Origin of the sequence: Jannaschia pohangensis (assembly GCF_900113875.1) — a bacterium.
Taxonomy (GTDB): Bacteria; Pseudomonadota; Alphaproteobacteria; order Rhodobacterales; family Rhodobacteraceae; genus Jannaschia; species Jannaschia pohangensis.
In genome coordinates this window covers 718,170-738,616 of sequence record NZ_FORA01000001.1, presented here as the reverse complement: position 1 = coordinate 738,616, position 20,447 = coordinate 718,170, and the positions used below count along the sequence as shown (strand labels likewise).

The window sequence follows — 20,447 nt, the reverse complement described above, 5'->3', positions numbered from 1 at the left end:
GATTGCACTGTTCGCGGCTGCGACACTGGTGCCTGAATTTTCAGAAAGGTCTTTCATGTCCGACAACGGCCCGCGTCCGAACCCCGACCCCACACCGCCATTCTACAAAAGCCTGCTTGGCATCTGGCTGATCGGGGCAGGGGTTCTGTTCTTTTTCATGGGCCTCGTTTGGGCGATCCTCTGGTCCGTGGCGTTCGGCGTCTTCGTCCTGTTTCGCGTGCATATCCTGGCGGGTATCGCGGCGGCGCTGGTGGCCATCGCCATCTTCGTGGCCCAACCCTTTCTGGATGACACCGTGTGGGAGCGGCAGCTGGCCGCGGCCCCTTCGATGGAGATCGACAGGACGCCGATCGACCTGACCGGCAAGTCGATCCTGTTCGTGGGTGGGTCCACCTTCAGGCCGCTGATGTGCAGGCTTCTGTGCCAGAATATCGCCCTCTGTGGACCGGCCGGGGCGGCATGATTTCCGAGACAACGGCGCTTCTGCTGGTCGCGGGGCTGGCGGCCTATTTTATCGTCCTGGCCGGGGTTCTGCTTGGCGGTCTCTTCGCGCTGAAGAACCGGCGTCGGGGGGTGCGGGTGATGGGGGCGGGGATGCTTGCCGTTCTCGTCGCTTTCTTCACCGTTCCCTGGGGGTGGGGTCTGCTGTCGGCCAAGCGCACGGAAGCCTGGATCGCTGCCACCGTCCATTGGCCCGAAACGGTCGAGCTGGACGGGCGCCATATTCTGATCGTGGTTCCCGACCGGCTGTCGAAAGAGGATCTGATGTTCGCCATCGACACCTATGCGGAGGCTGCTTCGGTTCACCTGCTCGTCATCGCGACACAGACGCTGGCGGGTCGTGACGGGGCGACCGTCGGCGATATCATCGCGGGTTCGGGCACGCTCTATCGCCCGTTGACCGGCCCCTTGCTGGATTATTGGGAACCGCCGCTGAGCGAGGTCGCAGAGTTACCCTTCGAGACCGATCTGGTGATGGTCTTTGACGAATACGAGACGTTTGCGGGTCGGTTTCCCGACCTGCTCGGGCCGTTGGCACCCGGCAAGGGCCGCACCGCACGGTCGCTCCATGTGTTCGAAGGGCCCGGGGCGGGACAGGTCCAACCGCTGGCCCGGATGCTCTATGTCGATGTGGAGCGGCCCGATTTCCTGTTCCCGATGATGACCCGCTCGAACGATCTGCCCTGGCCCAACGACTATCAGACGACGCTGATCGCTTGGGTTTGCGGGGACCGGGAGCCCGACCTGTCGGATTTCACCCTGCCGCCGCCTGTCCTGTGTTTCGGTTGGTTCTGACGCAGCCGCACGGGCGATCCGCCATTGCAACGGGCGGGTTTTTGTAACAGACATGAAATACGGTTGTGCCGCGGATTGGTCGGCGGTCGGAACCGGTGAGATTCTTTCCCGTGCATCATCGGCCCCGTCTTGAGGTCCGCGCATCGGGGGAAGTTTGCGAAGGCGCGCGAAAGCCGTTTTCGAGTGAGACGTCCGGGGGTTCCCGGGCCCAGTTTGGCCCGAAGTCATTGATGTTTCATGGCTTCGTGTCGGAGTAGACGCGCGATGACGCAGGACATGACAGGAACGGTGGGATTGCGGCTAGACCGCCCCGCCGCCGTCATGCCGGCCATTGCCCCATCACAAAGACAGACAAGGTCGGCGCCCCCCGGGGGGCCGCTCTGCTGTCGCGGAAAGTACAATGGCGAAGAAAATGCTGATCGACGCCACCCACCCGGAAGAAACCCGGGTCGTGGTGGCAGACGGAAACAAGGTCGAAGAATTTGATTTTGAAAGCCTGAACAAGCGGCAGCTTGCGGGTAATATCTATCTGGCCAAGGTGACGCGCGTCGAGCCGTCGCTGCAGGCGGCCTTTATCGACTACGGCGGCAACCGGCACGGGTTCCTGGCGTTCTCGGAAATCCACCCGGATTATTATCAGATCCCCAAGGCCGACCGCGATGCGATTCTGGCCGAGGAACGCGCCTATGCCGAGGCGCAGGCCGCCGCAGACGAGGCGGCGGGCGCCCGCGCGTCGGGCCGTGCCGCCCAGAACGACGACGACGGCGAGACGGCAGAAGCCGACGGCGAGGCCGAGGCTCCGAAAAAGAGCCGGTCGCGCAGCCGGACCCGCTCGCGCTCCAAGAAGAAGACCGAGTTGCCCGAGGATCAATCCGCCGGAACGGCGTCCGTCGAAGGCGTTGCCGAAGGCAGTTCCGCCGAGATGTCCGAGGCCGCGACCGAGGCCACTTCGACCGCTTCCGAGGCGGAGGATGACGACGGCCCGGTGACGACGATTGCCGAAGATACCGGCCTTGAGGACGAGATCGTCACTGAGGGCGATGCGCCGGAAGAAGACGAAGACGAGGCGCCCGCCCGGTCCGAGCCGTCGGGCATGGAAACCGTCGACCTGGGCGAGGACGAGGACGAGGATGCCTCTGCCCCCGTCGAGGAACCCGCCCCCAAGAAGAGCCGCTCGCGCAGCCGCAAGAAGCCCACGGCCAAGGCAGCCGAGGCCGATGCGGATTCAGAGATCACCGACAACGGTGTCGAGACCATCGCCGACGACGATGCGCCCGAAGACATCCGCCCCGTGCGGGTGCCCCGGCCCAAGGCCCGCAAGTACAAGATCCAGGAGGTCGTGAAGGTCCGCCAGATCATGCTGGTGCAGGTCGTCAAGGAAGAGCGCGGCAACAAGGGCGCGGCGCTGACCACCTATCTGTCGCTGGCCGGCCGCTACTGCGTCCTGATGCCCAACACGGCGCGGGGCGGCGGCATCAGCCGCAAGATCACCAACGCCGCCGACCGCAAGAAGCTCAAGGAAATCGCACAGGAAATCGACGTGCCGCAGGGCGCGGGCCTGATCGTGCGCACCGCAGGGGCCAAGCGCACCAAGACCGAGATCAAGCGCGACTATGAATACCTGCAACGGATGTGGGAACAGGTCCGCGCGCTGACGCTCAAATCCATCGCGCCCGCCCCGATCTACGAGGAAGGCAACCTGATCCACCGCTCGATCCGCGACCTCTACAGCCGCGAGATCGACGAGGTCATCGTCGAGGGCGAGGCCGGATACCGCGACGCCAAGGACTACATGAAGCTCATCATGCCGTCGCATGCGAAGAACGTGAAACTGCACGATGGCCGGGGCCAGCCGCTCTTTGCAAAGCATGGCGTCGAAAGCTATCTGGCGTCGATGTTCAATCCGACGGTGCAACTGCCCTCGGGCGGCTACATCGTCATCGGCATCACCGAAGCGCTGGTGGCCATCGACGTGAACTCGGGCAAGGCGACCAAGGAAGGCTCCATCGAGGACACCGCGACCAAGACCAACCTGGAGGCCGCGACCGAAGTCGCCCGTCAGATGAAGCTGCGCGATCTCGCCGGCCTGATCGTCATCGACTTCATCGACATGGACGAGCGCAAGAACAACGCTGCCGTGGAGAAACGCCTGAAGGATGCGCTCAAGCACGACCGCGCCCGCATTCAGGTGGGCCGCATTTCGGGCTTCGGCCTGCTGGAGATGTCGCGTCAGCGTCTGCGTCCCGGCATGCTGGAGGCGACGACGCAGTCCTGCCCGCATTGCCACGGCACCGGCCTGATCCGGTCCGACGATTCGGTGGCGCTGCAGATCCTGCGCGCCCTTGAGGAGGAAGGAACGCGCAAGCGGTCGCGCGAGGTGCTGTTGAAGGTGCCGGTCGACGTCTGCAACTACCTGATGAACGAGAAGCGCGAGCATCTTGCAGGGATCGAGATGCGCTATGACATGGCCGTTCGCGTGGTCGCGGATGCCCATATGATCGCGCCCGATTACAGCATCGAGAAGTTCAAGACGGCGACGCGGATCGTGCCGAAGCCGTCCAGTGTCGTGCAGATGGACACGGCCTGGTCGGGTGACGACGAGGACGAGGATGATGTGGTCGACGCCGAGGCCGACGCCGCGGATGAAGCCGAAGCCCAGGCCCTGGCCGAGGAACAGGCTGAAACTCCCGCCGAAGCCCCGCGCGACGAGGACGGCGAGGACAAGCCCAAGCGCAAACGCCGTCGCCGGTCGCGTCGCAAGAAGCCCGGCAATGGCGAGGGTCAGGATACCCGCGACGATCAGGGCAATGGCCGCGATCAGGCGTCGGGTGACGATGATTCCGCCGAACCGGAGGCCGAGACCACGGCGGAGGCCGAGGAGGCACCTGCCGCCGAAGCCCCGGCTGACAAGGTCGAAGAGGCCCCCAAGCCCAAGTCACGGTCCCGCAGCCGGTCGCGCTCCAAGAAGTCGACCGAAGCCGAGACCCCGAGCGCGGACACGTCCGAGCCCGCGGCTGAGGCCGAGGTGGCGGATGCCCCCGAGGAACCGGCCAAGGCAAAGCCCAAGAGCCGCAGCCGGGCCCGCGCCAAGGCACCCGCAACGGTGTCGGACGAGGTGGTCGAGGCTGCTGAGGCTGCCGATAGCGCCACGGCTGCCACACCGGAGCCGGTGGTCGAGCAGGAGGCCCCCGCCGCCGACGAACCCCCCGCCGCCGTGGCGGAGGAGCCCGCCGCCGAGATTCAGGCAGCGGACGAAGCAAAGCCCAAGCGCAAGGGTTGGTGGTCGTTCGGCAGCTGACCGAGCGGAATAGCCCAAAGATCAAACGCGCCTTCGGGCGCGTTTTTTCGTCCCTGACGGGTTACTGGCGCGGTGCGACGGCCAGGATGTCCTGCGCGCGGAGCCAACCCGACGACCCGCGCGGCAGGATGCCCGACGCCCGCTCCGCGTGGATGCGCGCATCGGCAAGGCGGCCAAGCACGGCATAGCGTTCCGCCGTGGCGACCGACGCCATTCCGTTCTGACCCGACCGCGCATGGGCCGTGGCCAGATCACGCAGCAGGTTCGGATCATAGGGGTCGCTCGCCCGCGCGCTCTCCAGCACCCGCAGGGCTTCGCCCGTCTGATCGGCGGCCAGCATGGCGCGCCCCAGACCCGCGCGGATCAGGGCGGAGCGGGGGGCGAGGTCCGCGGCCCTGCGATAGCTGCCGACGGCGGCCCCGGCCTGTCCGGCTTCCAGCAGGAATTGGCCCCGAAGCTCATGGAAATACGGGTCGTTCGGGCGCGCCGCGATCAGGCTGTCGATGGCGGACAGGGCGCGGTTCAGGTCCGGCTTGCGGTGTTCGGCGATGGCGCGGCGCAAAACCGACACCTCGTCGCCCGACCGCCCCACTTGCCGCAGGGTCCAGGACGGCGCGCGGATGAAGGCCGACAGCTTGCCGGTGGCCCGGGCATACCAATAGTCGACGGCGCTGCGGTCGGTGGTGCGGGGCGTCACGGCGGCGGCGAAGCCCTCGACGGCACGGATGCGGTCACGGGTCAACGGATGGGTCTGGGCATAGGGGTCCTGGCGGCCTACGGACAGCATCTCCTGACCCCGGAACAGCTCCAGCACCTCGCGGGCGGCCTGCGGGTTCACCCCGGCGGCGGCCATGTAGCGCAGGGAGGATTGATCGGCGCTCGCCTCTTCGGCGCGGGTGTGGGCGAACAGGCTGCGCTGCGCCGCAGAAGCCGTGCCCGCCGCAACCCCGAGGCCTGCGCGCCCGCCCCCCGCCGCCGCAGCCGCCGCCGACAGGATCAGGCCCAGTTTCGCCGCCGTGGCCGCCGATCTGGCCGCAGCCGGGCGGCGCGTCAGATGACCGTTGGCGATATGGGCGGCCTCGTGGGCGATGACGGCCTGCAACTGGTCCGCCGACTCGAGCCGCAGGAGGAGGCCGGAATGGATGAAGATGGCCCGCGCGTCGCCCACGAAGGCATTCATGCGGTCATTGTCGATGATGTAGATCCGCACCGACCCCGGCAGCCCCGCCTGTTGCAGGATGGGTTGCGCGACCTGTGCAAGGGCGTATTCGATTTCCGCGTCGCGGATCAGGCCCTGGGCGCGCGCCGGTTGCAGGGTCAGAGCGGCAACTGCGCAGAGGGCGGCAAACAGGCGGATCATCGGATACTCTCCCGGGTCAGGCGTCGCGCCGCATTGACCCCACCGGGCGGGCCGGGGCATCAGGACGCGCAGGGCAGAGTATGGAGCGGCAGATGTCAGGTGCAAGGCGTGTCTCGGAACGCTCCGGGGTCGATCCCTTCATCGTCATGGACGTGATGGAACAGGCGCGCCGGGCCGAAGCCGCCGGGCGCAGCGTGATCCACATGGAAGTCGGCCAGCCCGGCACTGCCGCCCCGGAAGTGGCCCGCGCCGGTCTGGCCCGAGCGATGGAGGCGGGGCCGCTCGGCTATACCGTGGCCCTGGGCCTGCCGGAACTGCGCGCCAAAATCGCGGAATTATATGGCAAATGGTACGGTCTCGACCTTGATCCCGGTCGCATCGTCGTCACCGCCGGATCGTCGGCGGGGTTCCTGCTGGCCTTTACCACGCTCTTCGATGCGGGCGACCGGGTGGGCCTCGGGTTGCCGGGCTATCCCTCCTATCGCCAGATCCTGAAGGCCTTGTCGCTCAGGGCCGTGGGGATCGAGACGGCGGCGGCCAACCGGTATCAGCCGGTGGCAGGCGACATTCCGGCGGACCTGGCGGGGTTGATCGTCGCCTCGCCCTCTAACCCGACGGGGACGATGCTGGACCGCGACGCGATGGCCGCCCTGATCGCGCGCTGCGCGGCGCAGGACACGGCTTTCATCTCGGACGAGATCTATCACGGCATCCAGTACGAGGGGCGGGCGATCAGCGCGCTCGAGGTGTCGGACGACGTCTACGTCATCAATTCCTTCAGCAAGTATTTCAGCATGACCGGCTGGCGCATCGGCTGGATGGTCGTCCCCGAAGACCACGTCCGCACCGTCGAGCGTCTGGCCCAGAACATGTTCATCTGCGCCCCCCATGCCAGCCAGATCGCGGCGCTGCATGCGCTGGATGCAGAGGCGGATCTGTCGGCCAACTTGTCGGTCTATGCACGCAACCGGGCGTTGATGCTGGAGAGGTTGCCCGGTGCGGGCTTCGACCGGATCGCGCCGCCGGACGGGGCATTCTACATCTATGCCGATGTCAGCCATCTGACCGATGACAGCGTGAAGTTCGCCTCGGAAATCCTTGAAAAGGCTGGTGTCGCGGTCACGCCTGGCCTTGATTTCGACCCGGTGCGCGGGGGCGGAACGCTCCGGTTCAGCTATGCCCGCGCCACGGCGGATATCGCGGAAGGGCTGGACCGGCTCACAGCCTTCATGGCGGCCCGATGATCCGGTTTCTGTGCCTTCTGCTGGTCCTGGCCCTGCCGGTCGCAGCACAGGATATGCCGCGCGCCACTGTGGTGGCCGTCGCGGGTGAGGGCGATGCGGAAGAGGTGGAGCTGACCCTGACGCTGGACCGTGCCGTCCCCTGGCGCGTCTTCGTGGAGGCCGACCCCTGGCGCCTTGTCCTCGACACCTCGGAGGTCGACTGGTCGACCCTGCCTGCGGGCGGTCTGGATGGCATCGGGCAGACGCTGGCCGGGCGGATCAGCCCGGGATGGTCCCGGCTGCTGCTGGCGCTTGACGGGCCGATGGTCGTCACGGCGGCCTCCATGGCGAGCGGGTCGCCCGCGACGATCACCGTGACGCTGGAGGAGGGGACGCCCAGAACCGGGCCGCTCGTCCCATTGGCGTGGCAGGCCGCACCGGCCCCCATCGACGTGACCCCGCGCCCCCGCCAGGACGGCAGCCGCCCGCTGGTTGTGGCGCTCGACCCCGGGCACGGCGGCATCGACTCGGGCGCGGAACGGGGCGGCGTGACCGAAGCCGACCTCATGCTGCGGTTTGCGGGCGAACTGGCGGCGGTGCTGCGTCGTGACGGGCATCAGGTCGTCTTCACCCGCGACGGTGACGAATTCGTCGGCCTGCGCGGGCGGACGACCGTCGCGCGCGCATGGTCTGCGGACCTTCTGATTTCGCTCCATGCGGATGCGGTGGAGGGCGGCGGGGCCGAGGGGGCCACGGTCTATACCCTGGCCGATAGCGACGGCGACGCGCTGTCCGCGGAACTGGCGGAACGGCAGGCGCGCGATGACCTGCTTCTGGGCGTGGAATTGCCGGAACAGGGGGATGAGATCGCCCGCGTCCTGATCGATCTGGCGCAGGCGGAAACCGCCGCCCGGTCCGAGGCGCTGGCCGATGCTTTGGTCGAAGGGTTGGGCGAGGCGGGCGTGCGGCTGCACAAGCGGCCCCGATTGGGGGCGCGGTTCACGGTTCTGAAGGCGCCCGACATTCCGTCGGTCCTGCTGGAACTGGGGTTCATGTCCGACCCAACCGACCTTGCCAACCTGATGTCGCCGGACTGGCGGGGCCGGATGGCCACGGCGGTCGCCCGCAGCGTCGAGGCCTGGGCCGAGATCGACGCCCGTGCCGTCACGCGACTGCGGCAATAGGTCCGTCACGGGGATGTGACCGGGAAACAAGGGGTTTGTGGTGGGCAGATGGCCGCTTTCGGAGCCTTGGGTGCTTTGACGCGGCGCGGCTGTCGGCCTATGATGCGGCAAGTTTGCGGACAGGCCCGCGACGATTGGGGTACGGCAATGTTGAAAAGCACGATCAGGGCGATGACTGCCGCGATCTCGGGCAGTTTCCGGGGTGCGGCGATGTTCATCCTGTCATCGCTCGGCGGGATCTTCTCGGCTCTGACGCTTGGGGTGATTGCCGCCGCCGTCAGCATTGGCGGCGTGCTCTGGATGTATGGCCGCGACCTGCCGAACCACGAGCAATTGGCGCAGTACACGCCCCCGACCATCAGCCGCATCTATTCGGGCGAGGGCCGACTGATCGACGAATTCGCCCGGGAACGCCGCCTGTTCGCGCCCGCCGAAGAGATCCCCGATCTGGTGAAGCGGGCCTTCATCTCGGCCGAGGACAAGAATTTCTATGTGCACGCGGGCTATGACCCCATGGGCATGATCGCCGCTGCCGTGGATGCCGCCAAGGGTGGGCGTCTGCGCGGGGCGTCGACGATCACGCAGCAGGTGATGAAGAACTTCCTGCTGTCGTCGGACCGCAGCGCGGAGCGGAAAGTGAAGGAAATCATCCTCGCCTCCCGGATCGAGGAGACGCTTGGCAAGGAAGACATCCTTGAGTTGTATCTCAACGAGATTTTTCTGGGTCAGAACTCCTATGGCGTGGCCGCAGCGGCCCAGACCTATTTCAACAAGACCCTGGCTGACCTCACCCTGGAAGAGGCGGCCTATCTCGCGATCCTGCCCAAGGCCCCGTCCGACTATCACCCCGTCCGTCAGGCCGAGCGCGCCATCGACCGGCGCAATTTCGTCCTGCGCGAGATGTTCGAGAACGGATACATCACCCGCGCCGAGATGGAGGAGGCCCAGACATCGCCCCTTCTGACCGTGCAGTCGGGTCATTTCACGCCCTTCCGCGCCGCCCTGCCGCCGCGCGACTATTTCACCGACGAGATCCGTCGCCAGCTGACCGCCGACTTCGGCGAGGAGGCGTTCTTCACCCAGGGCTTCAATGTCCGCGCGACCATCGACGCGGAAATGCAGCAGGTCGCTGCCGAGGCGCTGCAACGCGCCCTCGAAAGCTATGACCGGGGGCAGGGCGTCTGGCGCGGCACCGGCAAGACGATCGCCGCCGAGCTGCTTGGCGACGAGGTGGCCTGGCGCACGGCACTGGCCAACACCGACGTGGCCCGCGACATCAAGTTGGAAAACCCGTGGCTGCCCGCCGTCGTCCTCGAGATTGCCGATCAATCGGTGACCCTGGGCGTCGAGGGCGAAGATGACCTCGTCAGTGTCCCGCGCGAGGATATCCAGTGGATGCGCGGCAACTTCTTTGACAACTTCACCCAAGGCGACGTGGTCCACGTGCGCCGGATGACCGATGACAACAGCGGCGAATTGCTGCGTTGGTCCCTGCGTCAGGTGCCCGAAGTGCAGGGCGGCTTCATGGCCATGGACGTGAACACCGGCCGCGTGATCGCGATGCAGGGCGGGTTCAGCTATCAGGACTCGGTCTTCAACCGCGCGACCCAGGCGACCCGTCAGCCGGGCTCCAGCTTCAAGCCCTTTGTCTATGCCGCTGCCCTCGATAGCGGGTATCAGCCGAACACCATCGTCGTCGACGCGCCCATCGAGATCCTGTCGGGCGGCGAAATCTGGCGTCCAAAGAACGCGTCCAACCGCTTCTATGGTCCGTCGCCCCTGCGCACCGGGATCGAGCGGTCGCGCAACCTGATGACCGTGCGTCTGGCGCAGGATGTCGGGATGGGCACCGTGGCGAGCTATGCCGAACGGTTCGGCGTCTATGATGACATGGACGAGCTTCTGGCCAATTCCCTCGGCTCTCAGGAGACGACGCTCTACAAGATGGTCGCCGCCTACGCGATGTTCGCCAACGGCGGCGAGCGGGTGGAGCCGACGCTGGTCGACCGCATCCAGGATCGCTATGGCCGTACCGTGTTCCGGCACGATCAGCGGGTCTGCAACGACTGCGAGCAGTTCGCCTCGCTTCAGGCGGGGTACGGCCCCCGGATCGTATCGAACCGCGAGCGTGTCATGGATGCGATCACCGCCTATCAGCTGACGTCGATGATGCGCGGCGTGGTGGAGCGCGGCACGGCGGCGGGCACCGTCAACCTCTCCGTTCCGGTTGCGGGCAAAACGGGGACCACGAACGACTCCAAGGATGTCTGGTTCGTCGGCTTTTCGTCCACCATCGCGGCAGGTTGCTACATCGGTCACGACCGGCCCCGGTCCCTGGGCAGCGGTGCATCGGGCGGCGGCATGTGCGGCCCCGTGTTCAATGAATTCATGCGCGAAGCGATCAAGAAATACGGCGGCGGGCCGTTCGAAGTGCCCGAAGGCGGATACTTCGTGAAGATCGACCGCTATACCGGCGCGCGCCTGCCGGACTCGGCCACAGGCGAGAATGTGGTGTCCGAATACTTCCGCGAAGGCGACGATCCGTTCATCGGCATCGGCGGTGGCACGGTCATCGACGGTGGTTTTGCGATGGCGGGCGACCTGCCGCTGTTCGGACGGGGCGAGGGCGATGCCGAGGACGGGGGCAATGTGCCTGCCGCGACGCAGGTCCAGACCTCGACCGGGCGCAGTGTCGTGGTGCCCGGGCGGGCTACCTTTGGCGGTCTGAGTTCCGGGGGTCTCTACTGACGGCGGCGGCTCTTGTGGCGGCCCGGGCCTCGCGGTAGGTCACGGGCCGGTATCTTTCGACCCCTCAGGTGGTGACCCTTGCGCGCAGAAGTTCAGAACAACGTCGATTCCATCGCCAAATCCGTGGCGCTGCTCAAGCGGCGTCTGGACTGGGAAACCGCGGCGCATCGGTTGGAAGAATTCAACGCGATGATCGAGGATCCGACCCTCTGGGACAAGCCGGAGCGGGCGCAGCAGTTGATGCGCGACCGTCAGGCCCTGATGGACAGCATCGAGGGGATCGAGACGCTCGAGCGCGACACCGCCGACAATATCGAGATGATCGAGTTGGGCGAGATGGAGAACGACACCGAAGTCGTCGCCGAGGCCGAAGCCGCCATCGCTTCGCTGGTCAAAACCGCCGCCGAGAAGGAGCTTGAGGCCCTGCTCGATGGCGAGGCCGACGGCAACGATACCTTCCTCGAAATCAACTCGGGTGCCGGCGGGACGGAATCCTGCGACTGGGCGTCGATGCTGGCCCGGATGTACGTCCGGTGGGCCGAAAAGCGCGGCTATGACGTGGAACTGCAATCGACCACGCCGGGCGAAGAGGCGGGCATCAAATCCGCCGCCTACAAGATCAGCGGCAAGAACGCCTATGGCTGGCTCAAGTCGGAATCGGGCGTTCACCGCCTCGTCCGGATCAGCCCCTATGACAGCAGCGCGCGGCGGCACACCTCGTTCTGTTCGGTCTGGGTCTATCCGGTCGTCGACGACAACATCGAGATCGACGTGCAGCCAAATGACATCCGCATCGACACCTATCGGTCGTCGGGGGCCGGCGGTCAGCACGTCAACACCACCGACTCGGCGGTGCGGATCACGCACCTGCCCACCAATATTGTCGTCACATCCTCCGAAAAGTCGCAGCACCAGAACCGCGATATCGCCATGAAGGCGCTGAAATCCCGGCTCTATCAGCTGGAACTGGATCGGCGGAACGCCGACATCAACGCCGCGCACGAAGCCAAGGGCGATGCGGGATGGGGCAACCAGATCCGGTCCTACGTCCTGCAGCCTTACCAAATGGTCAAGGATCTGCGCACCGGCTATGAGACGTCGGACACCTCCGGCGTTCTGGATGGTGCGCTGGACGGGGTGATGGCGAGCGTGCTTGCCTCGGATGCTTCGGGCAAAAGCCGCGCCGATACCTCGGGCGGCTAGGTCGGCCTAGCGGTTCACAAGACCCGCAAGATGCAGCGCGGCCTGACGCGCGCCGTCCTCGATCCGGATGCCCGTTCCCAGGTCAGCGGCCTTCGCATAATCGAACCGGTCCAGCAGCGCGCGCAGCGGGACAATTGCCTTGTCCGCCCGAAAGGATTTCGCGGGCACCGTCGCCGCCAACCCCAGACGGACCAGCCGGGCCGCGTTGTCGGGCTGGTCGCCGCCGACAGGCAGGACAAGCTGCGGGCGGCCCGACCGGATCGCCTCGGCCGTGGTGCCGATTCCGCCGTGGTGCAGGATCGCGGCGGCCTGCGGAAAGAGCGGCCCATGGGCGGCATAGGGCAGGGCGAGGATGTCGGGCCCGGTCGGCACCGTCGCCTCGCCGTGCAGAAGGACTGCCCGCAGGCCCATGCCCCGGGCAAGCCTGACGGCCTCGTCCCAGAAATTCGGACCTGCGATGTTCTGCGCGATGCTGCCGAGGGTCACGACCAGCGGGGCAGGGCCCGCATCGATCCAGTCCTGAACCTCGCGGGACAGGTCGCCATTGGGCGCGGGCGGAAATCCTGTCAGGTGCCACCCCTCCCGCCGGTCGCGGGGCAAGGGGGAAAAGTGGCGCGACCAGAGACCCAGTCGAAACGGGATGTTCGGGGCCGGGTCCATCAGCGGCGTCGCAGTGCTCTGCGGCAGGTCGAGCGCGGCCCGCGCGCGGTTCAGCGGTCTTTGGTGCCGCAGCCGCAGCACGGTCCGGGCCAGCGCGATCTGCCCCCGGTTCCAGCGCCGCGCAAGGTCGCTCTGCGGGTCCTTGATGGTCAGACCGAAACCCCGGGCCACGGGCGGATCGTCAGCGGAAAACGTCAGCATCGGTTGCAGGACCAGCGGCACGAAGGGCAGATCGGCACGCTCCGCGGCCAGCGGTGCCCCAAGGGCAAAGGCCGTTCCCGCGACACAGGCCGCGCCGACGCAAAGCTCGTCCATCTGGCGCGTGATGTCCGGCAGAAGCGGTATCAGGGTCCGGTTCAGCAAGCGGCCCGGATCGCGCAGCACGTCGGCGGCCAACTCGTCGCGGGTCATCCCGGCCAGCTCCAGCCCCTCGGCCTCGGACGGGCCGACCGGCGTGGCGAGCAGACCCCACCGTCGCGCCATGTCGCAATCGTCGGGCGACAGCGCCAGCCGCACCTCGACCCCGAACCCTTCGAGCGCGCGGGCCACCGACAGGACGGGATAGAGATCCCCGAGCGAGCCGAGCGTGGCCAACACCACGGCCCCCCGGTCCGATTTCGGGATCCGCCCCTCCAGCCCCGGCAAACGAGAAACCCCGCGCCATTGAAGGGGCGGGGTTCTTTTCTGCGTCGTCATGGTGACGGATCAGGGCTTGGGGGCCTCGGTGGCCGTCTTGGCGACCGACTTGGCACCGCCGAGCGGGTCATCCTGACGCTGCACGGCGCCTTCGAAATGTGCACCCGATTCGATGGCGATGGTCTTGTGGATGATGTCGCCCTCGACCCGCGCGGTCGACGTCAGCCGGACCTTCAGGCCGCGGACGCGACCGATGACGCGGCCGTTTACCACGATGTCGTCGGCGATGACCTCGCCACGCACGGTAGCGGTTTCGCCGACGGTCAGAAGATGCGCCTGGATATTGCCCTCGACCTCACCCTCGACCTGGATGTCACCGGAGGTGCGGATATCGCCCTTGATAACAAGGTCCGAAGACAGCGTCGACGGCGCGACCTTGGGCTTCATGGCGGCCGAACCGGCCCCCAGTTCAAGTCCGGCCGGCTTGGACGGTGGCGTCGTGGCGCCCTGGCCCGTCGCCGGGTTGGAGGGCTTGTCCCCGGTGTCGCCACCGGGCTGGTTCAGTTTCGATTTAGAAAACATCCTGACCTGCGTTTATGAAGGTGAGTGGGTTGAGGGCCTGACCGCCGCGGCGAATCTCATAGTGGAGGTGCACACCGGTCGACCGTCCGGTGGTTCCCATACCACCGATGGTCTGTCCGCGCGAGACCCTTTGACCCACGCTCACATTTATGGAGTTCAGATGCGCATAGCGCGTCTCGAACCCGAGCGCATGTTCGATCTTGATCAGCTTGCCGTAACCCGACTGCCACCCGGCATGCGTCACGACGCCATCCGCCGTCGCCTGGATCGGCGTGCCGCGGCTGGAGGCGAAATCCATGCCCGAGTGCATCCGGCCCCAACGGGGACCAAAGCCCGAGGTGCGGCGGTGCGGGGCGCTGACCGGATGGGCGATCGGCAGGCTTTCGGCGGCAGAGCGATACATGCCGACATCGTCCAGCTTGTCGAGAATGCGGTTGGCCCGATCGGTTTCGATGTCCGGAATGTTGCCGCCGCCGCGCGTCGACAGAACGACCGGCTCCAGCGGCCCACCCTGGCCCGCGTAGCCGCTGCGCACCGATTGCAGCAGCGCGTCCGACGAGATGCCAGCGCGCGAGAACACACGGTCCAGCGGGGCGAGCGAGGTTTCCAGCGCGTCCTCGAGACGGGTGAAAATGCGGTCGTTGCGGTCGGCCATGACTTCGGCAAGGGCTTCCATCCGGGCAATTTCCGCGTCGGCGGTTTCGGCCACCAGCATGGCGTCGTCGCGCGCCTTTGCGGTGCTGTCCAGAACCGTGGCGAGGGCCTCGGCGGTGGCGGCGCTGTCGGCGGCCAGACGCTCGGCCAGGGCGGCGGCTTCGGGCGCGCCCTCCAGTCGAGCTTCAAGGGTCTCGACGGCGTCGCGGGCTTCGTTGCGTTCGGTCACGGTGCGGCGCAGCGTGCGCTGGATGACTTCGATCCCGGTTTCCAGCTCGCGGACCCGCTGCTCGGAGGCAAGGACGATCCCCTGCATCTTCGAGACCTCTTCGAGGGCGGCATAGAACCGTTCCAGCGCCTGCTCGGATTCGGCGGCGCGGATATCGCGTTCCGACGACAACGCGGCCAGCCGCGTCTCATAGGCGATCTGGGCGCGGGCCGTCTGGTCCCGGTTGGACCCGGACGTGATCGCGCCGATCAGAAAGAAGGATGTGACGACAACCGTCCAGCCCAGGACAAGCGCACCGCCCAGCAGGACCGAGGCCTGCGTCAGGGGACGCATCCGTACGAAACGGGTGCCTTCTTCCGATTTCATGAAGAGCCGCTGCTCAGGTAGATGCCGTTCAAGGCGTGCGTTCAGTCTGTCCGACAGGCGTTGCTTCACGTCCGTCTCCCGTGTCTGTGCGCGTGCCTTTCAAACGTGAAATGCGGCTCGCGGTCCCATACCCCCAAACGCCGCACCCTTGTAATCGGGCTGTCGACGACTGCCGCTTCCTACGGATTGATCGTCTTTTAAGCAACCTTTGCGAGTTTTTTGACCAGCCCGGGTGGCAGAATCTCGCCGGTTTGCACAGGCTGGTAACCCCGCGAAATCCAACGCGTTTCCGGTTGACCCTAGGGAATGTCGGACCATTGCCGTCAGGCGTCTTCGGTCAAAGGCCAATAGAAATCAGGGGGAATCCCGGCTTCGGCGCGCTTTTCCTCGTTGAAGGGCGGGCGCAGGTTTCCGTGGAAATGCTTGCGCACCAGCGCATGAAACACCTCCTTGGGATCGAGGTCGTGACGCCCGCAGAGGAAGTGAAACCACTTCGACCCATAGGCCACGTGGGCGACTTCCTCGGCATAGATCGTCTCGAGCGCCGTGACCGCGTCACTGGCCTTGGCGCGGCGAAAAACCTCGATCATGCCCGGCGTCACGTCCAGCCCGCGCGCCTCCAGCACCATGGGCACGACCGCGAGCCGTGCCATCATGTCCTCGGCGGTATCCTCGGCGGCGCGCCACATCCCGGCATGGGCAGGCAGCGCGCCGTAGTGACTTCCCGCCGCCTCGAGGCAATCGGCCATCAGGTTGAAGTGCTTCGACTCCTCGTCCGCCGCCTTGACCCAGTCATCGCAAAACCCAAGGGGCAGGCGCGTGCCGCTGAACCGCGCGATGATGTCCCAATGCAGGTCGACGGCATTCAGCTCGATATGTGCGACCGCATGGAGGAGGGCGATCCGCCCCTCGGGCGTGCCGGGCTTGCGGCGGGGCACGTCGCGCGGATGGAGAAGTTCGGGTGCATCGGGCCGCGCCGGACGCATCGGCGGCGTCGCCGTCCCCACCTCGATCGTCGGCGCATCGCCCGCCCGGGCCGCGCGCCAGGTCGCCGCGTGACGTCGCGACAGGGCGGTCTTGGCGCGGGCATCGGCAGTGGTCAGCACCTCTACCGCCATCTGGGCGAGCGTCAGGCTCACGCCTTCACGGCCTCCAACACGGCGTCGGAATGGCCCGGGACCTTCACGTTGCGCCAGACCTGTTTCACCATGCCGGCCGCGTCGATCAGGAAGGTCGCCCGTTCGATCCCCATGTAGGTCTTGCCGTACATGCTCTTTTCGACCCAGGTGCCGTAGTCTTCGCAGGTATTGCCCTCGGCGTCAGACGCGAGGATCACCTTCAGGTCATGCTTGGCCGCGAACTTGTCATGCTTGGCGACGGTGTCCTTCGACACGCCGATCACAACGGCCCCCGCCGCCTCGAAATCGCCGATGGCCTCGGAAAAGGCGATGCCTTCCTTGGTGCAGCCGGGCGTGTCGTCCTTGGGATAGAAATAGAGCACGACCTGCTTGCCGCGCATCTCGGACAGGGCGACGGTGCCGCCGCCGTCGCGGGGCAGGGTGAAGTCCGGGGCGGGCTGACCCACTGTGATCTCGGTGGACATTTCGGCGTCTCCTTCTGGCTGCGACTCTGGCAGGACTTGGAACCCGGTGGGGGGCAGGTCAAGATGGCCCGACGAATATCCCGACCGGAAGGGTCCGCCGTCGATGTCACTGCCCGAGCCGCCCCGTCGCCGCCCGCGCCGCCTGTTGCGCGGGATGATGTGGCTGTTGCTGGTGCTGATCGGCGTCGTCGGCGGTGCGGCCTACCGGTTGACGCAGGGGCCGATTGCCCTGCCGGACTGGACGGTCGCGCGGGTCGAGGAACGGTTGTCGCGCGGGCTGGCCCCGAACCGGCTGTCCGTGGGGGGCGTGGCGCTGGCCTATGATCTTGAGGCGCAGGCGCTGCGTCTTCAGGTCCGCGATGCGCAATTGGTGCCGATCGCGCCCGGCCCGCCACTGGCCACGGTGCCCGAGGCGCGGGTGGCGCTCGACGGTGCCGCCCTGCTGCGGGGCAAGGTGCGGCCCCGGCAGATGAGCGTGACCGGCCTGATCCTCGACATCAGCCGGGATGCCGACGGGCGGCTGTCGCTCGCCTTCGGGCGCGACGCCGGAGCGCTGCCGTCGACCTGGCCCGAGGCGCTTGCCGCGCTGGACGATGCGTTGGCCACCCCGGTCATCGCCGACCTGATGAATGTGCAGGTGGACGGCGTCACCCTGCGGTTCCGCGATGCGATCACCGGGCTCGATGAACAGGTGGAGGATGGCAACCTTGAATGGCGGCGTGATGGTTCTGGCGTTGCCGTGGCGCTGTCGTCCGGGTTCCGCCTTGGGGGGCGGACGGCCGAGCTTGAGGTCCGGGTCCGGCGTGACGGACGCGGGCAGGGGGCGCAGGCCGATGTCGCGCTCAGGGGGCTGTCGCTGTCGGGGCTGGCCGAAGTGGTGCCCAATGTGCCGGCGCTGACGCTGGTCACCGGGCAAGTTGCGGCGACGGCGACGATATCGCTGTCCGAAGACGGCGTGCCGGGTCCGCTTGTTGGCCGGTTGGTGGCCACCGACTCCGCCATGGTCGACCGGCCTGTCTTTGCGCTCGACCGCGCGGTGCTGGCCTTCGATTGGGTACCCGGTTCGGACCGTATCGGCCTGACCGAGATATCGGCCTCCTCGGACGCGCTGCAGGTGGGGGCAGATGGCCAGATCCTGCTGGAAGAGGGGCTCACGGGCGCGGCGCAGCTGCAACTGCGGTTGGGGCGGACGATCCTCGATCCGGACGGGATGTTCGACCGCCGGGTCGAATTCGAGCAGGGCGTGTTCGAGGCGCGGCTGACGCAGGACATCCTGGGCCTGCGCATCGGTCAGGCCATGCTCACCGGGCCTTCGGGCACGGCGCGCGTGTCCGGGCGCCTGACCTTCGAGGAGACCGGCGTCGCGGGCAGTCTGCGCCTCGCCGTGCCGCAGATGGAGGTGGGCGAGCTGGTCGCCCTCTGGCCGCCCGACCTGCTGCCGCAATCGCGCGACTGGTTCGTGACCAACATGCTCGGCGGTCTGGCCCGTGACGCGACAGGGCTCGTCCGGCTACATCCCGACGCCCCTCCGGACGTACTGGCCAGTTTCGCCTTCGAGGACGGGCGCTTTCGCTACATGCGGTTCATGCCCCCGGCCGAGGAAGCCTGGGGCGCGGCACAGCTGGACGGCAACCGCCTGACGATCCGGGTGGATCGCGGCACGGTGCCCGCCATCGGCCCCGCGACGCCCGACCCGTCGGGGCGGATCGACATTGCGGGATCGGTCTTTGCCATTCCCGACGCCACCGTCCGGCCCGCCAATGGAGAGTTGAACCTGCTGGCCCGGGGGTCCGTGCCCGACATGCTGACCCTGCTCGACAATGCGCCGTTCCGCCTGCTCCAGCGGTTGGACCGGGGGCGCGATCTGGCGTCGGGGCAGGCCGAGGCGCGGGTGGAGGTGCGATTGCCGCTGAAAAAGGGGAATGCGCCCGCCGACATCTTCTATGCCGTCGAGGCCGACCTGCGCGGGGTGGAAAGCCGGACGCTCATTCCGGGGCGCAATCTGACGGGGGAGGCGCTGACCCTGACCGCCAATGCGGAGCGGGTCCAGATCGGCGGCGATCTGCGGCTGGACGGGGTGCCGTTCTCGGGCCGCTGGTCGCAGGCCCTGCCGCCGCCCTCGACCGAGCCCATCGACCCCGACGCGCCGCCGCCGACCGGGGTGCCTCGTCTCGATCCGGGCGAAGTGACGGGTGTGGCGCGGATCGACCCCGACGGCCTGTCGCGCCTTGGCATCGCCATCGACGCCTTCGATCTGCGCGGGACCACCAGCGCCCGGATCCGCGTGCGCCTGCCCCAGGGCCAGCCCCCGCGCCTGAGCGTCGAAAGCGACCTGGCCGGCCTGTCGGTGGCGCTGCCCGCGATCAGCTGGTCAAAGCCGCGCGATCGCGCCGCGACCCTGACGCTCGAGGCGACCCTGGGCGAGACGCCCGAGGTGACGGCCGTCGCCCTCGACGCGCGGGGCCTGAGCGCGCGGGGCAGCGTGACCCTGCGCCCGGGTGGCGGGTTGGAGCGGGCCAATTTCGACCGCGTCGACACCGGCTGGTTCCAGGGGCCGCTTGTCCTGACCGGGCGCGGTGCGGGGGCGGCGCCGGCCATTTCCATTCGCGGCGGCTCGGCGGACCTGCGTCAGGCCCTGCTGGTCGGTGGCGACGGGGGCGGCGGCGATGGCGCGCCGCTCGACATCGCGCTGAACCGGTTGACAATATCCGAGGGGATCGCCCTGACCGACCTGCGCGCGACGTTGCGCAATTCGTCGGGGCAGTTCACCGGGCGACTCAATGGCGGGGCCGCTGTCGAGGGCGTGGTCGCGCCGCAGGGGGGCGGCACGGCGGTGCAGGTGCGCGGCACGGATGCGGGCGCCGTCCTGCGCTCGGCGGGCCTGTTCGAGGATGCGCGGGGCGGATCGCTGACCCTGACCCTGCGCCCGACGGGGCAAACCGGTGTCTATGCGGGTGCGGTCCGCATGGCCGACGTCCGGGTGCGCAATGCCCCGGCGCTCGCCTCGCTGCTCCAGGCGCTGTCTGTGGTCGGCATTCTGGAGCAACTGGGCGGCGAGGGGCTGTTCTTCCAGACGGTCGAGACCGACTTTACCCTGCGCCCCGACGACATCGTGGTGCAGCGCGCCAGCGCCGTCGGCCCCTCCATGTCGATCACGGCGGACGGGCGCTATGATCTGGGGTCCAAGCGGATGGACCTGCAGGGCGTGATCTCTCCGATCTATCTGGTGAACGGCCTGTTCGGCGCGCTGTTCGCGCGGCGCGACGAAGGGCTGTTCGGCTTCACCTATCGGCTGACCGGGGCGGCGGCGGCCCCGAATGTCTCGGTCAACCCGCTGTCGATCCTGACGCCCGGTGTGTTTCGCGAAATCTTCCGTCGCGCGCCGCCTTCCTGAGGCGCGGGGGC

At 67.4% G+C, this 20,447-nt stretch carries 14 protein-coding genes; 8 read left to right on the top strand and 6 right to left on the bottom strand.

All coding sequences use genetic code 11. The features are described 5' to 3' along the window. Positions 1–55 precede the first annotated feature (55 nt). The 3 genes from BM002_RS03590 (at position 56) to BM002_RS03580 (ending at position 4,594) form a co-directional block, all read left to right on the top strand. Positions 56–463: a hypothetical protein gene (locus tag BM002_RS03590; RefSeq protein ID WP_092777366.1), complete on the top strand. Its 408-nt coding sequence runs from the start codon at positions 56–58 to the stop codon at positions 461–463. Continuing rightward, positions 460–1,296 carry a hypothetical protein gene (locus tag BM002_RS03585; protein WP_092777364.1) on the top strand — a complete coding sequence of 279 codons (837 nt, stop codon included), beginning with the start codon at positions 460–462 and terminating at the stop codon, positions 1,294–1,296. The genes BM002_RS03590 and BM002_RS03585 overlap by 4 nt, the downstream gene beginning before the upstream one ends. Positions 1,297–1,696: 400 nt before the next feature. Beyond that, positions 1,697–4,594, top strand: coding sequence for an Rne/Rng family ribonuclease (locus BM002_RS03580; protein ID WP_092777362.1), 2,898 nt, complete (start codon positions 1,697–1,699; stop codon positions 4,592–4,594). A 61-nt stretch (positions 4,595–4,655) separates the two neighbouring features. Here the strand turns inward: BM002_RS03580 and BM002_RS03575 are convergent, their stop codons facing one another. Further along, entirely contained in the window at positions 4,656–5,954 is a 1,299-nt protein-coding gene (locus tag BM002_RS03575; protein ID WP_092777360.1) for a M48 family metalloprotease, read from the bottom strand. 92 nt (positions 5,955–6,046) lie between these two features. On the opposite strand from BM002_RS03575, the gene BM002_RS03570 reads away from it, so the two are divergent. The 4 genes from BM002_RS03570 (at position 6,047) to prfB (ending at position 12,312) form a co-directional block, all read left to right on the top strand. After that, on the top strand, positions 6,047–7,198 hold the full coding sequence (locus BM002_RS03570; protein ID WP_092778738.1) for a pyridoxal phosphate-dependent aminotransferase: 1,152 nt from the start codon (positions 6,047–6,049) through the stop codon (positions 7,196–7,198). Continuing rightward, a complete protein-coding gene (locus BM002_RS03565; protein WP_092777358.1) occupies positions 7,195–8,361 on the top strand; it encodes an N-acetylmuramoyl-L-alanine amidase family protein in 1,167 nt (388 codons plus the stop codon). Before BM002_RS03570 ends, BM002_RS03565 begins: the two co-directional genes overlap by 4 nt. Before the next feature lie 210 nt (positions 8,362–8,571). Next, positions 8,572–11,109, top strand: a complete 2,538-nt coding sequence (locus BM002_RS03560) for a penicillin-binding protein 1A (RefSeq protein WP_092778736.1) — start codon at positions 8,572–8,574, stop codon at positions 11,107–11,109. Between the two features lie 78 nt (positions 11,110–11,187). Next, a complete protein-coding gene (prfB, locus tag BM002_RS03555; protein ID WP_092777356.1) occupies positions 11,188–12,312 on the top strand; it encodes a peptide chain release factor 2 in 1,125 nt (374 codons plus the stop codon). A 6-nt stretch (positions 12,313–12,318) separates the two neighbouring features. Here prfB and BM002_RS03550 read toward each other — a convergent pair whose 3' ends face one another. The 5 genes from BM002_RS03550 to BM002_RS03530 all read right to left on the bottom strand — a co-directional run bounded on the left by BM002_RS03550 (position 12,319) and on the right by BM002_RS03530 (position 17,042). Next, positions 12,319–13,668, bottom strand: a complete 1,350-nt coding sequence (locus BM002_RS03550; RefSeq protein ID WP_139212229.1) for a glycosyltransferase — start codon at positions 13,666–13,668, stop codon at positions 12,319–12,321. A 9-nt stretch (positions 13,669–13,677) separates the two neighbouring features. Next, positions 13,678–14,190: a bactofilin family protein gene (locus BM002_RS03545; protein ID WP_092777352.1), complete on the bottom strand. Its 513-nt coding sequence runs from the start codon at positions 14,188–14,190 to the stop codon at positions 13,678–13,680. Then, positions 14,180–15,508: a M23 family metallopeptidase gene (locus tag BM002_RS03540; RefSeq protein ID WP_092777350.1), complete on the bottom strand. Its 1,329-nt coding sequence runs from the start codon at positions 15,506–15,508 to the stop codon at positions 14,180–14,182. Before BM002_RS03540 ends, BM002_RS03545 begins: the two co-directional genes overlap by 11 nt. Positions 15,509–15,762: 254 nt before the next feature. Then, positions 15,763–16,557, bottom strand: coding sequence for a ferritin-like domain-containing protein (locus BM002_RS03535; protein WP_092778734.1), 795 nt, complete (start codon positions 16,555–16,557; stop codon positions 15,763–15,765). A 17-nt stretch (positions 16,558–16,574) separates the two neighbouring features. Beyond that, positions 16,575–17,042 carry a peroxiredoxin gene (locus tag BM002_RS03530; protein WP_092777348.1) on the bottom strand — a complete coding sequence of 156 codons (468 nt, stop codon included), beginning with the start codon at positions 17,040–17,042 and terminating at the stop codon, positions 16,575–16,577. A 103-nt stretch (positions 17,043–17,145) separates the two neighbouring features. Here BM002_RS03530 and BM002_RS03525 point away from each other — a divergent pair, with 103 nt between their 5' ends. Continuing rightward, positions 17,146–20,436: an AsmA-like C-terminal region-containing protein gene (locus BM002_RS03525; protein WP_092777346.1), complete on the top strand. Its 3,291-nt coding sequence runs from the start codon at positions 17,146–17,148 to the stop codon at positions 20,434–20,436. The last annotated feature ends 11 nt before the right edge of the window (positions 20,437–20,447 follow it).

Excerpts from the sequence above, each read along its gene's own strand:
- BM002_RS03525 (WP_092777346.1), top strand. The coding sequence starts at position 17,146 with ATGTCACTGCCCGAGCCGCCCCGTCGCCGCCCGCGCCGCCTGTTGCGC.
- BM002_RS03545 (WP_092777352.1), bottom strand. The coding sequence starts at position 14,190 with ATGTTTTCTAAATCGAAACTGAACCAGCCCGGTGGCGACACCGGGGAC.
- BM002_RS03535 (WP_092778734.1), bottom strand. The coding sequence starts at position 16,557 with ATGGCGGTAGAGGTGCTGACCACTGCCGATGCCCGCGCCAAGACCGCC.
- BM002_RS03570 (WP_092778738.1), top strand. The coding sequence starts at position 6,047 with ATGTCAGGTGCAAGGCGTGTCTCGGAACGCTCCGGGGTCGATCCCTTC.
- BM002_RS03585 (WP_092777364.1), top strand. The coding sequence starts at position 460 with ATGATTTCCGAGACAACGGCGCTTCTGCTGGTCGCGGGGCTGGCGGCC.
- BM002_RS03580 (WP_092777362.1), top strand. The coding sequence starts at position 1,697 with ATGGCGAAGAAAATGCTGATCGACGCCACCCACCCGGAAGAAACCCGG.
- BM002_RS03590 (WP_092777366.1), top strand. The coding sequence starts at position 56 with ATGTCCGACAACGGCCCGCGTCCGAACCCCGACCCCACACCGCCATTC.
- BM002_RS03560 (WP_092778736.1), top strand. The coding sequence starts at position 8,572 with ATGTTCATCCTGTCATCGCTCGGCGGGATCTTCTCGGCTCTGACGCTT.
- BM002_RS03550 (WP_139212229.1), bottom strand. The coding sequence starts at position 13,668 with ATGACGACGCAGAAAAGAACCCCGCCCCTTCAATGGCGCGGGGTTTCT.
- BM002_RS03530 (WP_092777348.1), bottom strand. The coding sequence starts at position 17,042 with ATGTCCACCGAGATCACAGTGGGTCAGCCCGCCCCGGACTTCACCCTG.
- BM002_RS03565 (WP_092777358.1), top strand. The coding sequence starts at position 7,195 with ATGATCCGGTTTCTGTGCCTTCTGCTGGTCCTGGCCCTGCCGGTCGCA.
- BM002_RS03575 (WP_092777360.1), bottom strand. The coding sequence starts at position 5,954 with ATGATCCGCCTGTTTGCCGCCCTCTGCGCAGTTGCCGCTCTGACCCTG.